The 15,073-nt window shown below is 50.9% G+C and carries 13 protein-coding genes and 1 tRNA gene; 7 read left to right on the top strand and 7 right to left on the bottom strand.

All coding sequences use genetic code 11. The annotated features are described in order from the left end of the window. The first annotated feature begins 8 nt into the window (after positions 1–8). Positions 9–82: transfer RNA gene (locus JUJ53_RS04455), tRNA-Val, on the top strand. Between the two features lie 510 nt (positions 83–592). After that, the gene (locus tag JUJ53_RS04450) at positions 593–1,870 is read left to right on the top strand and encodes an OFA family MFS transporter (protein ID WP_204150780.1); all 1,278 of its coding nucleotides are present in this window, start codon (positions 593–595) and stop codon (positions 1,868–1,870) included. Between the two features lie 79 nt (positions 1,871–1,949). Here the strand turns inward: JUJ53_RS04450 and JUJ53_RS04445 are convergent, their stop codons facing one another. From JUJ53_RS04445 to JUJ53_RS04435, 3 genes are all read right to left on the bottom strand, one after another. Then, positions 1,950–3,644: a GH3 auxin-responsive promoter family protein gene (locus tag JUJ53_RS04445; protein WP_204150779.1), complete on the bottom strand. Its 1,695-nt coding sequence runs from the start codon at positions 3,642–3,644 to the stop codon at positions 1,950–1,952. A gap of 248 nt (positions 3,645–3,892) precedes the next feature. Continuing rightward, positions 3,893–5,218: a cysteate synthase gene (locus JUJ53_RS04440; protein ID WP_204150778.1), complete on the bottom strand. Its 1,326-nt coding sequence runs from the start codon at positions 5,216–5,218 to the stop codon at positions 3,893–3,895. A gap of 259 nt (positions 5,219–5,477) precedes the next feature. Then, entirely contained in the window at positions 5,478–5,723 is a 246-nt protein-coding gene (locus JUJ53_RS04435; protein WP_204150777.1) for a hypothetical protein, read from the bottom strand. A 60-nt stretch (positions 5,724–5,783) separates the two neighbouring features. Between JUJ53_RS04435 and JUJ53_RS04430 the strand changes: the two genes are divergently transcribed. Further along, entirely contained in the window at positions 5,784–6,365 is a 582-nt protein-coding gene (locus tag JUJ53_RS04430; RefSeq protein WP_204150776.1) for a DNA-3-methyladenine glycosylase I, read from the top strand. 21 nt (positions 6,366–6,386) lie between these two features. Here JUJ53_RS04430 and JUJ53_RS04425 read toward each other — a convergent pair whose 3' ends face one another. The 3 genes from JUJ53_RS04425 to JUJ53_RS04415 all read right to left on the bottom strand — a co-directional run bounded on the left by JUJ53_RS04425 (position 6,387) and on the right by JUJ53_RS04415 (position 9,463). Beyond that, positions 6,387–7,448 (bottom strand): DMT family transporter, encoded by a 1,062-nt coding sequence (locus tag JUJ53_RS04425; protein WP_204150775.1) that lies wholly within the window; start codon positions 7,446–7,448, stop codon positions 6,387–6,389. Positions 7,449–7,869: 421 nt separating this feature from the next. Further along, positions 7,870–8,556 (bottom strand): aspartate/glutamate racemase family protein, encoded by a 687-nt coding sequence (locus JUJ53_RS04420; protein ID WP_204150774.1) that lies wholly within the window; start codon positions 8,554–8,556, stop codon positions 7,870–7,872. Positions 8,557–8,761: 205 nt separating this feature from the next. After that, positions 8,762–9,463, bottom strand: a complete 702-nt coding sequence (locus tag JUJ53_RS04415; protein ID WP_204150773.1) for a GntR family transcriptional regulator — start codon at positions 9,461–9,463, stop codon at positions 8,762–8,764. Between the two features lie 366 nt (positions 9,464–9,829). On the opposite strand from JUJ53_RS04415, the gene JUJ53_RS04410 reads away from it, so the two are divergent. The 4 genes from JUJ53_RS04410 (at position 9,830) to JUJ53_RS04395 (ending at position 14,149) form a co-directional block, all read left to right on the top strand. Continuing rightward, entirely contained in the window at positions 9,830–10,975 is a 1,146-nt protein-coding gene (locus tag JUJ53_RS04410) for an ABC transporter ATP-binding protein (protein ID WP_204150772.1), read from the top strand. Positions 10,976–11,046: 71 nt separating this feature from the next. Further along, positions 11,047–12,141: an ABC transporter substrate-binding protein gene (locus tag JUJ53_RS04405; RefSeq protein ID WP_204150771.1), complete on the top strand. Its 1,095-nt coding sequence runs from the start codon at positions 11,047–11,049 to the stop codon at positions 12,139–12,141. Positions 12,142–12,259: 118 nt separating this feature from the next. After that, positions 12,260–13,108 carry an ABC transporter permease gene (locus JUJ53_RS04400; RefSeq protein ID WP_204150770.1) on the top strand — a complete coding sequence of 283 codons (849 nt, stop codon included), beginning with the start codon at positions 12,260–12,262 and terminating at the stop codon, positions 13,106–13,108. A gap of 186 nt (positions 13,109–13,294) precedes the next feature. Continuing rightward, on the top strand, positions 13,295–14,149 hold the full coding sequence (locus tag JUJ53_RS04395; RefSeq protein ID WP_204150769.1) for an ABC transporter permease: 855 nt from the start codon (positions 13,295–13,297) through the stop codon (positions 14,147–14,149). 175 nt (positions 14,150–14,324) lie between these two features. On the opposite strand, the gene JUJ53_RS04390 is transcribed toward JUJ53_RS04395, so the two are convergent. Continuing rightward, positions 14,325–14,825 carry a dual specificity protein phosphatase family protein gene (locus JUJ53_RS04390; protein WP_204150768.1) on the bottom strand — a complete coding sequence of 167 codons (501 nt, stop codon included), beginning with the start codon at positions 14,823–14,825 and terminating at the stop codon, positions 14,325–14,327. Positions 14,826–15,073: the final 248 nt, after the last annotated feature.

Genomic DNA, 15,073 nt, shown 5'->3' with positions numbered 1-15,073 from the left:
ATCTTGACGGACGCATAGCTCAGTTGGTTAGAGCACCACGTTGACATCGTGGGGGTCACTGGTTCGAGTCCAGTTGTGTCCATAGAAACGAGCGGCATTGCTGAATGATGTGAAATCGGAACGTGAGCAAGATACTCACACTCCCAACTCATTCCCTATCAAGGTAGCTCACGGTTTCCTAGCGTAAATCACAGATCGATTCAGCAACGCCCGATCTAACAACGCCAAACAAGTTATGTAGATGAGTCACGCCTCGATCGCTCCATCTTGTGGTCATCGGTGGCTGGAATAGTGGGATCGGCGGGTTATCCACAGCTAGATGTATGGCGCTGCTATCAACGCATTTTACACATCAATAAGGCTTTCTGCTGAGCGAGCTTATTGGCTTTTCTATGCAGTACCTAGAAAGATATGCAGGAGCGATCGCCTATGCTCTACAGCGTGAGATTTCTATGATTATTTTATAGTTCTAGCTTTACTATCTGAGTATATTGATAGATGGCATTCTTGCAATGAGTTAAGTTGTAACAATGGCTTCATCAGCAAGATAAGAACCCTGCCAAATTGACTCCATAGTCCCATACAAGCAGCCATGGATAGTACCACCTACCGGTCAAACCACCGGACAGAGCTCACCCTATTCGGTCGTCCTGCCCAGCAGGGGCGATGGTTTCTGATTCCCCTAGGAATGATGATTTTACTGTGTCTAGGGACAGTTTACTCGTGGAGCATTTTCAGGAAACCCCTAGAGAATGAACTTGGCCTCACTGCCACCCAAAGCCTCCTGCCCTACACCGTGGCGCTTCTCTGCTATGCCATCACCATGCCCATCGCCGGGTTTTACATTCCTAAACTTGGAACCCGCTGGATGACTGCTCTAGGCGGTGTTGTGATGGGTGTTGGTTATATGCTCTCTAGCTTTACGACCAGCATTACGGCCATGGTCTTTACCTATGGCGTGATTGCAGGGGTTGGGGTGGGGATTGCCTATGGTGTACCTATGGTGGTGATGGCCCGCTGGTTTTCCGATCGCAAGGGGCTGGCCGTGGGGTTAACCATTGTGGGTTTTGGCCTATCTCCTTTGGTCACGGCTCCCCTCGCCAAAAGCCTCATGGATAGCTATGCCGTGCGGCCGACCCTGTTTGCCCTAGGGCTTGGCTTTATGCTAATTATTGTGGCGATCGCCACCACGATGAAACTACCGCCCCAAGCCTGGCAACCCACCACCGCTACTGCTGCCACGACAGTTAAACCAGCGCCGCTCAAGTATCCCAAAACCATGCTCAAAAGCTCATCTTTTTATGGGCTGTGGCTATGCTACATTATCGGCACGTTTGTGGGACTTAGCGCCATTGGTATTTCTAGTCCAGTGGGCGAAGAAATTATCCAGGTTGAGCCAGGAATTGCAGCCGCTAGCGTATCTTTATTTGCTCTGTTTAATGGCGTGAGTCGTCCGTTGTTTGGGTGGTTGTGCGATCGCTTTCAGCCTCGTCATATCGCGATCGCCTCCTATACGCTGATCTTAGTTGCCTGTATTTTGATGGTCAATGCAGAACAAGGGCAAGTGGTGACTTATCTGGTTGCTTTCTCGCTGTTCTGGTTTTGCCTGGGCGGCTGGCTGGCTCTTGCGCCTACCACCACCCTGAGTCTGTTTAACCCCGATGACTATGCCCAAAACTACGGTATTGTCTTCACGGCCTACGGTATTGGCGCTCTGCTGGGTACGTTGGTGGCAGGACAACTGCGAGACTGGTTAGGCAGCTATACCTATGTGTTTTATCCGATGGGAGCCTTGGCAATTGTGGGGATAGGACTAGCCCATGTCATGCTCAAACGAGATAGGCAGATAGATTCAGATCAGGTAAGCTAGTTTGCCTGACTTCGATGTCGCTCGCCACCCGCATTGTTACAGAAACCTGAGCATATCTGCCAACGGACAGGATGCCCCGTCAGAGTTGAGGAAGGCGATCGCCTGCGAGTCTAGCTTCGTGCTGAACGGACAGCCCATCCAGAAAATTGCGGTCTTCTGTGACATGGGGAAACTTGAGCTGCGATTCGGCAATGCCCTGCTGCACCATGCGCTGGCGCAGATGTTCAAAACTGCCGGGTTCTAAAATTCGCAGTCGCGGCAGCGGAATTTGGTCGCGCCGCTTGATGGCGTAGAAAGCGCTGACATCTTTTAGGGTGTCATCAAACCGCTGTAGAAATGTTTCTGGATCAGGGAGCACGGCACCGGGTGCCAATTCAATATTGACCAAATAGTGGGACGGAATGCAGTCTTTAGACAGCGTGATACAAAAGTTTTCCAGGGCTAACTGAAAGGTTTTTTGTAAAATCTGCATCACCTGGATGACCTGAAACTCCGTGGTTTTCTCCGTGGATGATGACATGACTCCCCCACGGCGATGACGAAAGATGATGGTGGGAGCTTGACCGACAAAGCCAGCAATTTCAACCACGTCTCCCAAGTCATAACGATAAAACCCGGCATAGTTGGTCAACACAATGCGGTAGCGATCGCCCACTGTCACGTCCCAGGGCAGCACCGTTTTGGGGTTATCAACCTCCCATTGGTCTTCGGGGATAAATTCATAAAAGCCGCTTTCGATCGACAGGATTGCTGCATCCGTATTAAAGTCTTGATGCACGCCCATGGTGCCTTCGGCACAGGCATAGACACCACCAAAGATTGGCATATCGCCAAAGTATTCGGGGAATCGCTCAAAATAGAAATTTGACGTGCCGCCCCGTGCGGTGATCATAAATGAGAGGTCAGGCCAGGCCAGGTGCGGAGTCAGACGTCCGTGCTGGCTGATCTGGTGTCGCAGTTGAGCCGCTCGCGCCGGAACCGCTGAGCATTGCCGCTCAAATTTGGCGCGCAACTCGGGTTCAAGCTTCAGCCCCTGGGCAATTTTGCCCGTTTCTAAATCTTGAATCATCTCCTCGGCGTGGCGCTCTAGGTAATTGCACATTTGCAAGGCCGACACTGGAAATGTGGCGCTAATGATGCGAAGCGATGCATTCCGCAGGGCAAACAGCAAACACATGTAGGTGCGCGCGGCAGTGTCAGAAATTTGAAATACCTCAAACGGATAGGTAAACACCTGGCGTAGGAGGGGGTTGGTTAACCGCAAGTCGCTGGTGCTGACGGGAGCATAGGGAATGCCGCTCGGAGTGTGCCCCAGGGCGTTGCTCGACAGCGGAAATAGCATCTTGCCCAAGGGTCGCCCATTGCGGAGAGCGGCATCGGCTGCAAACCCGATGGACGTACGACTAGCGTTTGCTAAGGCTTGGCGCGATCGCTGGGTGACTGGAATCAGCTTTTTTTCACCGGTTGAGCCGCTACTAATATTGAAATAAATCAGTGGGTCAGCCGTCAGCACATTCGGCTCTCCCATGGACATGCGCTGAGTGTAGGGTCTAAAACCGCTGTAGGACTGCACCGGTAGCCGTTCTTGAAACTGATCAATCGTCTGGATATCTGCCAGCCCGTGTTCTTGACCAAATGCAGTGGATTGGTGTCGGTGTAGCAGCGATCGCAAAAACTGCTCTTGAACGCTCGGTGCCTCTTCAACCTGGCGCAGAAACTTTATCTTTGAACGCCGCATCACAGCAGCTAATCCCTTAAACAACAAACGTTCCATGGTTTGTATCTCGTGTAATAAATCTTGTGTGAAGGGCAAGTGTTGAACCATTCATGCCAAGTCATCTAGGAATCTGGAGTTGCTTCCCAGATAAAAATCTAGTTCTAGGCTTGGATAAAGGTTAGATATTGGTAAATGATAGATATTCAGTGAATAAAACATCGGTGAATGAACGTTTTTTTATCAGATCATCGTTTAACACGTCGCTATGCATCACTTATGTGGACAAGTAACGCATTCCCGTCTCGTTATAGCGGGGCCACAACATGGCAAAACTTGCCCATGCGATCTGCCACCAGATCTGGCCGAATTTCATCAGGCAAGAACGATCGCCAGGGACGCAGGTAATGCATGGGATGTTCTCGCTGCATCTGCTGGGTGCCGCCACTGGTAATATTCAGCAAAATGCAGTCATCTCGCTTGACGGTGCCCATCTCAACGGCTTGGAGCAGGGCCGCAGTCGCGACGCCGGATGCCGGACAGATATCAATACCTTCTAATTCTTCAAATAAACATCGAGCCCGATCCGATTGGGCGTTGGTGATGCTATACATCTTGCCCTGGGTATCACTGAGCGCATCATAAACACCCCCGATCAGCCCATAGGCCGGATGGCGATTGGTCAGCACATGCGCCGAGACCTGCTGAATTTGCTCGCGGGCGACGAGCTCATGGGTGGAGGGTAGCTCTCGCAGCCCCGCATTCCAGGCATCGACCATGGGAGTAAACGGAGCATTTTGGGCGAGATGCAGCTTCATTTTGTGGTCGCCAAAGCGGCCATCGGCCAGAAATCGTAGATTGGCTTCCCAAGCTGAGATGCCCCCCGTACCTGACCCGACCGCTTGAAAGTAATGATCGGGAATCTGACCGATCGACACAACCGCATCCAACACCGTTGTTCCCATGCCATCTCGACGTGCCACATTGGCCGCTCCCCCTTCTGGAAAAAAATCGTCCATCTGGCTGATGATCTTACCAAGGGCGATCGCATCTGAATAGTCGCCTTTGCCGCCCACGACAATCAGTTTGACATTGGGATGAAAGGGCTGGGAAGACCAGATGGCCGATAAGCTGCTTTCAGGAATCACTAGACAAAGCGGCATCTCTAATTGAGAACACACATTGGCAAAGGCTCGACCTGTATTGCCAGCCGAGGCGATCACCAGCGTTTGCGAATGGTTCGACGGCACTCGCCCCAAGACTGATGGGGCTTCTAGCTCCTTAAACGAACAGGTCAACAGGTTTGCATTGCGCTCTTGCCAATAGCCGTTAAAGCTGATAAATAGTCGTTCTAGCCCCAGATAGTTTGCTAAGACATGGCTAGCATAGGTGATCGGTTTTCCAGAGAGGTTGAGACAGGTTTCAACGGGCAGCCAGTCAATAAACTGAAAGATGCCAGGCAGATGAGATTTGACCTGCAGCGTTTGATTTGCGTAAACCGCACGCAGAAGTGATGGCTCATGGTTGGCATCACAGTGGAGGCGAAACGGATCCGCTGCATAGGTGGCTTCACACTTCAAACAGCGCAGCATATAGGCTGGCTGACCAACTGACTGATTATGAATCTCAGACATAAGATCTTAGACAAAACATGAGTTCGACAAAGATTAGAGTGCAAGAGCACAGGTTGAGAGCTACGCTCAAAGTCTTGAATTCTAAGCACCTCAGCCATGTCATTCAGTCTAGCGTGCCTCGACCTCACCCAGATCTTCTGTGATATGGACGATGTTTATCGCGAGTTTGAGCCGCACGGTGAGCGATCGCTCCCTTCTCACGTTTTCCCCAAGGCCATGCTCAATACCGCCAAAGTTTGGGCAGCAGCGGTATGCAATATTACATCGGTTGTTGGCAGAGAGAGCGATCGCTGGCGTAGGACAGCGACGTAAACCTGTCGATGGCCAGGTGATCGGAGTGATAGTGCCCGTGACTCGTGATGATCATGCTCACGGTTATGCTCACCGTGGCCGTGGTTATGGTCGCAGTGGCTGTGGTCGTGGGGCCCACATGAGCATCGTCAGCGCTCTCACCGCCAAAGTACTTGCCCGACTCAACTAGCCCCACGCTGAGAATCAGCGGCATCTATTAATTTCGCACCAAAAACTAGTACAATTGAATTACTTTGGTTCTCGAAAACAGCCTATGTCTTCTGCTTCAGACTTGCATCCGCGCTGCGGTTGGGTTCACGACGACCCGGTCGAGGTGGCCTACCATGACAAGGAATGGGGGGTGCCGCTGCACTGCGATCGCAAGCATTTTGAGTTCATCCTTCTTGACGGCTTTCAGGCGGGGCTGAGCTGGATCACCATTCTGCGCAAGCGAGAAAATTTCCGCACCGCCTTTGACAACTTTGACCCCGAGGTCGTAGCCCATTACGGCGAGGCCAAGCAACAGGAACTCTTGCAGAATGCAGGTATTGTCCGCAATCGCCTCAAGGTTGCTGCCGCCGCCCGCAACGCCCAGGCTTTTCTGAAGATCCAGAAGACCTACGGCAGCTTCGATCGCTACATCTGGCAGTTTGTTGAGGGTGAAACCGTGCAGAATACCTGGGCAAAGATGGACGAAGTTCCCGCCCGCACCCCCGCCTCAGACGCGATGAGTAAAGACCTAAAGCAGCGCGGTTTTACGTTTGTGGGTTCCACCATCTGCTACGCCTACATGCAGGCGGCGGGCATGGTCAATGACCACACCATCGACTGCTTTCGCCATCGGGAATTAGGCTAAGTGCCATGGCACACGATCGCTCTACTCCTTTGCCGCTGAGATGGCTTGACCTGAAATAGCTAGATAAATGCCGATCAGCACTATCACAAAAGCAATGCTATTCACCCAACCCAGATGCTGTCCAAACAGCACCGCAGCCAACAATGACGACATGACTGGAATTGCTAGCATTAATACAGATACCAGGCTAGAGGAAAATGACTTGAGGCTGTAAGTCAGCAGACCATGCCCTACAACCTGAGAAATTAAAGCTAGAGCGACGACTGCCAGTGAGCAGGTTGCGTTGCTGGGAAACAAACGATCAGAACTCAGGTAGGCAAACGGGAGCAGAAAGGCGGCTCCAATGAATGACAAACCCGCCATGGTCGCAGCGGTTGAATAATGTATCCGTAAGCGCTCGACACAAAGCAGCGTGATGGCTAGAAAGATCGCGGCTAGAAGGGCTGCGGCATCGCCGGTGAGCTGTGCATCTGCCAGGTGTAAATCTTGGATGCCGATCGTGATTACCCCGGCGATCGCCACTGCCAAACCAATCACAAAGCGACGATTGAACTGTTGCCCCAGCAGCAACCAGGCTCCCAGAGTCGTGAACAGCGGCATCAGGTTATTGAGCAACGTCGAGTTGGCTACCGTTGTCTGAGTTAACGACCAGGCGGCGCATCCCAGCGACCCGGCGAAACTACAGCCAGCTAATACGAAGATCCCCATAATTCGCCAACGATTTGGATGCTGATCCGCAAGAGGCTCGGTTGATCGATTCTTGTTCCGTTGGGAAGGCCAGGATTGCCATAGAGCAAAAACAATTCCGGCGATCAGAAGCCGATTAAACGCGATCGCGCCCGGACTCATCGATCGCTCAGCAATCACGACCAAAATGGACGCGCAGGCAATACTTACCAATGCGATCGCCAGACCTAATCCCGCCCAATAGGGGCGCAGCTTTTTCAGACCCACCAGCCAGCTATTCTCAACCCTAAAGGGCTGATTGTCCATCACTATGTCAACAGGTTTTCTTTCCTCAACGTGGGCCAGCAACCCTTGGTACGCCAAACGACGAAGAGAGTAAACCGGCGAAAGAAACATAAGCAAATCTCCTGACGTGTAAATAATCGGACATTTAATCGGTAGCAAGATATAAGAAATGTGGAACGCATAAATTGTATACAATCAATGTATACTAAATTTACATACAGAACAAAGCGGTTTTGTTGCCAATCCATGACGGGTTGAGCATGACCGATGCCACGCTGGCTAATGCGAGGGGGAGGGTTTACTCGCACTCAAACAGTCTGCCAGATTAACCTGTGGCGGTAGTGCTGTATGAATGCATGACATCGGAATGTGAGCAAGATACTCAAAAACCTTTTTAGACAGGCGTTTCGATGATTCAAGCAATGAATGCCTCAAACCTCTGTTGAATAAGGGTTTGAGGCATTCATTCTTCTTGAAAAAAAACAACACTATCGTGCATCTGGCAAGATCTGAACCCAATGACACGGGTTCCTTATTCCACCGATTGATAAAGACCAGAGCGGCTCGTCGTATAGCCACAAGCGGCCAAAGATTCAGCCAGTTTTGTCGCACAAGCAATACTGTCTAACACTGGTACGTCTAACATCGCCGCAACTTGGCGAGCCATACCTGCCACGGGGCCACCGCCTAGAATCAACACATCAGCTCCATCTTGAGTCAGAGCTTGCTTACCAGCGTCCACACAAGCGTCGAAAGCCTGACTCGGATCTGCCAGAATAGCGCTGTAGCTAACATCCGCAATACGCACGGAAGCTAAGCGTGAGTGGAGCCCATAGCTACGGGCTAAATCGACCATGTTGATAGCATTGTGCCGACCAAAGCTGATCACGCTGTATCGACCGCCTAGCGTATGAGCCATCAGCATGGCCGCTTCCGTGAGCCCGACAATAGGAATAGTAAGCGTCTGACGCGCCGCCTTCAGCCCCGGATCGCCAAAGCATCCGATGATAGCGGCATCGTGCCCAGGAGCATTTTGTTGGAGTGCAAGCACCGTTTGCACAGCAGCTTCAGCAAATTCAAGATGGGAACGGATGACCGCAGCTCCGGAGGCCGTAACACCAGTAATGGTGGTATGCGGGGAAGCAACAGTGTTGGCCGTTTCAACCATCCGCTCAGTGACCGCTGTCGTTGAATTGCTGTTGACCAGAAGTAGTCGCATAAATGTTCACGCCGCAAAGGGACTTCAAACTCAGGAGTTATGTTCTAGTGAAACAGTCTGTTCAATACTCGTAACCCGGTTTAGCATCACACCGATTATGAGGTGGACTGTAGGCACTATCGACGGGCGCAATTCCTATGACTACCAATCGTTTTGAGCGCTGGCTAACTGGGTTTTATCAGGCAAACCAGTCAAATAGGATCAACTATAGTGAAGGTTGACGCGTGGCTAACCGTTCGGCCAAGCTGAGTCGCGGTTCTAATGCCGCAAAGGTATTGAGAGCGGCTTCAATCCCATCGAGGTGCTTGTGGCTAACAGCAACAGCCTGCTCCACATCTCCCGCTTCAATACAATTCAAAATTTGACTATGCTCATCCTCGGTACACAACGGCATATTCCTCACATCGTAGAAATATGCCAGCGATGTAAGGGGAATCAAGTCTTGTAAAAAGCGTCCCAAGTAACCATTCTGGCTAAGGGCTGCTAACTCGATATGGAACTGCATCGATAACCGGGTGAGCCGTGGATAGTCGTTTTGCTTACAGGCCTTCCGCTCTTGGGCAATCAGTTCACGTAACGCCTGCACCTGGTTGGGGAGGATGGAGCTAGTGATTTCTTGAATAATCGTACCTTCAACTAATCGCCAGGCCGCATAAATTTGCTGCGCCTCTTCAAGACTAATTCGGGCGACAAAAGCTCCCCGATTCGGCTCTTGCCTCACCAAGCCTTCACCAGCCAAACGCAATAACACTTGACGGATGATGGTGCGACTCACGCCAAAGTGCTCCGCCAATAGGGTCTCGCCCAGCTTCGTGTCGGGAAGCAGTTGTCGCTCGCAGATCGCGTTCCGCACTTCTGTGTAGACCGCATCTTCATTGAATCGATTGGAAGAAGGAACAGGAAGCATAACTAGCCATCGAAAAATGAGCAAGAGTGCATACATAAATTGTATACAAAGCTCTACGATTATGCACGATTATTCCAATTCATTCCGGCTCATTCCGACGACAGATGCCGATCGAAAGCCGGTATGACGCCCCCAACAACTGCTTTGTGCAAACGTATTGAAATACACAAAATCATCAACAAAGATTGTATACAATTTTTGTGTTCCGGAATTGCATACCAAGTCGATTAAGTATTCTTTGTCTGATTAGCAGTACTAGCAGCTACCGAATGTGTCGATTCAATCGCATTAGCATGGGCAAAATTTATCTCGTTGCCAATTAGGGCCAGTGCTAGAGATTGTTCTTAACTTTTACGAGGTTGACGTATGGATATCGTAGAGCAAGTTGTCCCAACTCACGGGCATCCCTCATCTCAGTCCTTGACCGACTTGTCTGGCCATAGCTTACGCATTGAGAACATCACCCATCGTTATGGGGACATGATCGCTCTGCGAGATATTTGTCTTGATATCACCCCAGGTGAATTTATTTCGCTATTAGGGCCTAGCGGATGTGGTAAAACAACACTTTTGCGAGTCATTGCCGGATTTTTGAAGCAGTCATCGGGTCATATTTTGATTGATGGGCAGCAGGTCGATGCCTTTTCGACAAGCCAGCGTGGCGTCGGAATTGTGTTTCAAAACTACGCCTTGTTTCCCCACAAAACCGTTTGGGATAACGTCGCTTATGGTCTCAGAGCCCAAGGTGCTTCCCGTGGTCGTGTTGCTAACAAAGTGGGCGAAATGTTGGATCTAGTGCAGCTCGGCCACTTGGCTAAGCGTTACCCAGCAGAACTATCGGGGGGACAGCAACAGCGTGTCGCGATCGCCCGCGCCTTAGCAGTCGAGCCCAAGCTGATGCTGCTTGACGAACCCTTTAGTGCCCTGGATAAGAATTTACGGCTCGATATGCAGATTGAGATTCGCCGCTTATTCAATGCACAAGGAATCACGGCCATTTTAGTGACCCATGATCAAGAAGAAGCCATGAGTATGTCAGATCGCATTGCGGTGCTTTCCAATGGAGAAGTCCATCAGTTTGATTCTCCAAGCCAAATTTACGATCATCCGGCCACGCCTTTTGTCAGTTCTTTTGTGGGTAACTGTAACCATTTGTCTGGACAGATCATTGGTCGAGAAGCAGGGACATGTGTCGTGGAAGTTCCCGGTGGGGGACGTCTGAGAGCTGCCCATGATGAAGCGCTGGCTCCTGGAACGCAAACTCGTTTAGCGGTTCGTCCTGAGAACTTGCAAGTGCAGACCAGTGCCAGACCTTATTGTATTCCTGGTACGGTCGAGATTTGTATTCCGCTGGGGTCACTCATGACCTATGAAGTCAGCATTGCACCCGGGTTAGAAATCAAAGTCTCCCAACAGCGGATTGCTGGCTCGCGCCTGCTTCAACCGGGAGAAAAAGTTTACCTCGAACCGGTTTCTCCGGCAGCTTGTGTCTTATTTCCGGCTGCGGTATAAGCACTACAGCTTCTGTATTTTTGACAACTTATTGATCTTTTCGAATTATTTCACCTATTGAGGAGTTTCTCATGTCTTATCGGTCTCTTGGCAAGGTTAGCCGGCGCTCTGTTTTAGGAGCAGGGCTGTTTGTGGGTACAAGCATGTTACTCAAAGCCTGTGGTGCTTCCACAAGCGAGAGTGTGGGAGGCGCTAGCGGCGGCGAGCTGATTGCGACGACCTTTGCAGGTAGTTGGGAACAGTTTTATCGAGACGTATTGGTGCCGGCCTTTAGTGAAGCCTCAGGCGGTACGGCCAGCTTGGTACCAATGGTGTCATTAGAGCAAGTGGCTAAGCTCACAGCTTCTCCGCAAAATCCCTCGTTTGATGTGGTGCTCCTAGATGAAGGCCCCTTCAATGCTGCTGATAAGGAACTGTTTGAAAAAATTCCAGTTGATCTCATTGAGAACTACGACCAGGTGCATCCTGATTTGCAAAGCTCTGATGGTTGGGGGCCAACCACGGGCTTGCAGGTTATTGGCCTAGCTTACAATCCTTCTACCGTATCTTCTCCGCCCACGTCTTGGAACGATCTTTTGGATTCCAAGTATCAGGGTAAGGTCTCTATGCAGGGAATGCAGACGACACAAGGCACCTCGGTTATGGTGCAGTTGGCCAAGATGAACGGCGGTAGCGAAACGGATATTGAGCCCGCTTTCACGGCATTGAGAGATAAACTCAAGCCCAATCTCAACGGGATTGCGGCAAATTCTGGAGCCCTAGCGACGCTATTTCAGCAAGGCGAAGTCGATCTGGCCCCCCACGATTTGAACAATGTGATTAGCCTGCAAGCCAAAGGAATTGATATTGAATGGGTAGCGCCTCAAGAAGGGGCGATCGCCCTGCGCCCGGCTCAGCAGATCGTAAAAAATACTGCTGCCAGCATTGAGCTCGCCGCTGCTTTCATCAATGCCGCCCTCAGCGAAGAAGTTCAAACCGCCATGGCATCTGAACCCTATTATTTCTTGCCATCGAATAAGAATGTGGCGCTATCGGGCCTCTTAGCAGAAAAATTTGGTGCCTCAATGGATGAGGTGCTTAGCCAACTCGTGTTCTTAAACTGGTCTGAAATCAATCCTCGACGCACCGAATGGATCGAGCGATTTGATCAGGAAATCCAAGCATAGGTTCACAGTCAGTCAAGCCGGTCGGGATATGCTCGGCACCATTCACCTTGTCGGTGTTGCCCCGCGCTGGATTGACTCGCGATCGCCCCCTCAGACCCTCAGACAAGGATGATTTGCCGTGAATGTTTCTAATTTTTTCCGTCCTCAGCGGGGGCAGTTAGCGTTGCCCCTAGCGATATTCCTCCATGCATTTTACGTGGCTCCTCTTATTGTTCTGATTACCACCAGCTTTCAAGGAGCCAATGGATTAGGCCTCTCGCTAGGCCATTATCTGGAGTTTTTTCGCGATTCTGGTTATGTCCAGGTCTTGGTAGACACCTTTTTCCTCGGGCTACAAGTGACGATCGCTTGTTTAGTGTTCGGATATCCAGTAGCTTATTTCTACACCTATTCACCTGCCAAATGGAAAGGGATTCTAACTTTCCTGATTATGCTGCCACTTCTGACCAGTGCCGTAGTTCGGACATTTGGCTGGGTCGTTATCTTAGGGCGTCAGGGATTAATTAATGGGGCACTTATGGGGCTGGGCATAATCGATGAACCCATAAAGCTCCTTTTTACCCATCAGGGCGTCGTTATGGCGATGACACAAATTTGGTTGCCCATGATGGTGCTGCCCATTGTGGCTTCAATGTCCCAGATTGATCCGCACTTAACGTCTGCTTCTAAAAGTTTGGGCGGTGGCTTATGGCGCACTTTTTGGGAAGTAACCTTTCCGCTGACGCTCCCCGGCTTGATTTCGGGCTGCCTGTTGGTATTTGCCCTGACGGTTAGCTCCTTTGTCACCCCTTCTATCATTGGGGGCGGGCAGCTCATGTACATGCCTACGCTGATTTATCAGCAGGGCGTGGTTTTACTGAATAAGCCATTTGCGGCAGCAGTTTCCGCGATTTTGCTAGCCATGGTGCTACTCGTTGTGTTTGGCTTCAGTTCTTTTGGACGGCGAACTCAGCGGTATGTCAAGTAAGATACAATCCGGTCGAATGTTCATAGCTAGGACATCCTACAGTTGATTCCCCCGCTGCGCTGCCCCTTTAATGAGGGAGTTACAGATGTCTGGATACTACCCAAGCCTTGAATACATTCTTAACCGGATTTGATATGACGAGGCGATCGCCTTATTCAACCGATCAGATTTATCAGGAGACGACCCATGGCAGTTTCAACCTCTCGCTCAAATCGATCTATCCGCAGTAATTTGACCTGGCTGGATCAGCTTTCCTTCCGGCTGATCATGGGGGGACTTGCCATCTTCAGCTTAATTGTTTTAACAGTGCCGACGCTAATTGTTCTGTTAGCATCCTTGAGTTCTGCTCAAACACTCCAATTTCCTCCGCCCGGCTTATCCTTCCAGTGGTACATTTCACTCCTGACGTTTACGGAAGTGAAAGCTGCTGCTTGGACAAGCCTTCAAGTGGCAACCATGACGGCGATTATCTGCATTGTATTGGGTATTTGCGCTTCTTTAGCTATGGCCAGGAGTCGCGCCCGTTGGGTCACTGCCATGGATGCCCTCGTCATGTCGCCTTTAGCGCTGCCTGGCGTGGCTGTAGGACTGGGTATTTTGACCTTTTTTAGCCTAACGGGAGTTCGCCTATCGATCGCGACCCTTGTGATCGGGCATGTGGTGATTTGTACGCCCTATGTGGTTCGCAACATTCTCGCTAGCTTGACTCAACTCGGATCGATTCTGCAAGAAGCCTCGGTGGCACTGGGGGCCAGTCCTCAGTATACGTTTTGGCAAGTCACGTTGCCCTTGATCAAACAAGGTGTCCTGATTGGCGCATTCATGGCGTTTTTGACGTCTTTCGATAACATCACCGTATCGCTGTTTCTCTCGGATGCGCGGACTGAAGTACTGCCTATTCGGATGTGGTCGATGATTGAAAATGACCTCGACGTTCGAGCAGCGGCGATTTCTGGAGTTCTAATTGTCATTACCGCAGTGCTGATGATCATTATGGAACGGGTTTCTGGGCTATCAAAAGTGCTGATTGGCGATCGCTAACTGTAGCGGCTCACAAACAAAACGATGTTGGGGTCAGATAATGTGCGAATAAGACGGCATTGCTAAATCGATAGATGATTTGCCCTCATCCTCAACCCTTCTCCCTAGGGAGAAGGGAGCTAGAACTTCTGTTCCCTCAACACTAGACAATCTGATTCAGATTAGCTTACAGCAATTATTTCCCAGCTTCCCAGTTCAGAATGTAGCGTTCTTGTTCTTGGGTCTCAGGCGATCGCCTTCTGCGTGACTTGGGGCACTGTTTCCAGAGTTCATGGAGTTGGTCGAGGGCGACTGGGCCGGCATGGCCGTGGCGTGCTAGCCAACAGCCCACAATCACGCCTGTGCGTCCTACTCCACCCCAGCAATGGAGATATACCAGTTCTCCTCGGTCGATGGCGTGGTCGATGGTGTCTAGAATATCTTGGGTTATCTGGGGAGAGGAGGGTACGGATACATCCTGAATGGGGAAGCGATAGTGGGTGGCGGTGCCTAGCCACTGGGCATAGGGCAAGAGTCCTTCATCGGCTTCGGTTAGGTCAATAAAGGTGGTGACGCCGCTGTCTAGCAGCCTGCCCAGCTTGTCGCGGGAGGTTTGGTCGTCTTTGTCTCTGGGATATTCACCGGCTAGGAATGCTCCTGAGACAATCCAGTAACAGTTTTGGATGGGTTGATTCATAGCCGTTATTGTAGTCTAGGCTGGTTGGACTGAGGGAGAGGATCATGCTCTGATGTTGAGTCAATGGCCTGCCTCTAGTGGCTAGGATTCAGGACTACCAGATAGTACGTAGATCCCAGTATTGTCTTGAGGGCATCACGATGGATGAGCAGCGATCGCCCCCTAGGATGCCTGCTGTTGCTGCAAGTCAGCCATCCACCGTGGGGTGCCAAACATGCCTGCCAACAATCCTGTCACGCTGAAATCGG

The organism is Leptolyngbya sp. CCY15150, assembly GCF_016888135.1.
Taxonomy (GTDB): Bacteria; Cyanobacteriota; Cyanobacteriia; order RECH01; family RECH01; genus RECH01.
This window is presented reverse-complemented; position numbering and strand designations above follow the sequence as displayed.

What these genes read in the sequence shown, in the direction of transcription:
- JUJ53_RS04450 (WP_204150780.1), top strand. Translation starts at nt 593, where the DNA reads ATGGATAGTACCACCTACCGGTCAAACCACCGGACAGAGCTCACCCTA.
- JUJ53_RS04445 (WP_204150779.1), bottom strand. Translation starts at nt 3,644, where the DNA reads ATGGAACGTTTGTTGTTTAAGGGATTAGCTGCTGTGATGCGGCGTTCA.
- JUJ53_RS04440 (WP_204150778.1), bottom strand. Translation starts at nt 5,218, where the DNA reads ATGTCTGAGATTCATAATCAGTCAGTTGGTCAGCCAGCCTATATGCTG.
- JUJ53_RS04435 (WP_204150777.1), bottom strand. Translation starts at nt 5,723, where the DNA reads ATGCCGCTGATTCTCAGCGTGGGGCTAGTTGAGTCGGGCAAGTACTTT.
- JUJ53_RS04430 (WP_204150776.1), top strand. Translation starts at nt 5,784, where the DNA reads ATGTCTTCTGCTTCAGACTTGCATCCGCGCTGCGGTTGGGTTCACGAC.
- JUJ53_RS04425 (WP_204150775.1), bottom strand. Translation starts at nt 7,448, where the DNA reads ATGTTTCTTTCGCCGGTTTACTCTCTTCGTCGTTTGGCGTACCAAGGG.
- JUJ53_RS04420 (WP_204150774.1), bottom strand. Translation starts at nt 8,556, where the DNA reads ATGCGACTACTTCTGGTCAACAGCAATTCAACGACAGCGGTCACTGAG.
- JUJ53_RS04415 (WP_204150773.1), bottom strand. Translation starts at nt 9,463, where the DNA reads ATGCTTCCTGTTCCTTCTTCCAATCGATTCAATGAAGATGCGGTCTAC.
- JUJ53_RS04410 (WP_204150772.1), top strand. Translation starts at nt 9,830, where the DNA reads ATGGATATCGTAGAGCAAGTTGTCCCAACTCACGGGCATCCCTCATCT.
- JUJ53_RS04405 (WP_204150771.1), top strand. Translation starts at nt 11,047, where the DNA reads ATGTCTTATCGGTCTCTTGGCAAGGTTAGCCGGCGCTCTGTTTTAGGA.
- JUJ53_RS04395 (WP_204150769.1), top strand. Translation starts at nt 13,295, where the DNA reads ATGGCAGTTTCAACCTCTCGCTCAAATCGATCTATCCGCAGTAATTTG.
- JUJ53_RS04390 (WP_204150768.1), bottom strand. Translation starts at nt 14,825, where the DNA reads ATGAATCAACCCATCCAAAACTGTTACTGGATTGTCTCAGGAGCATTC.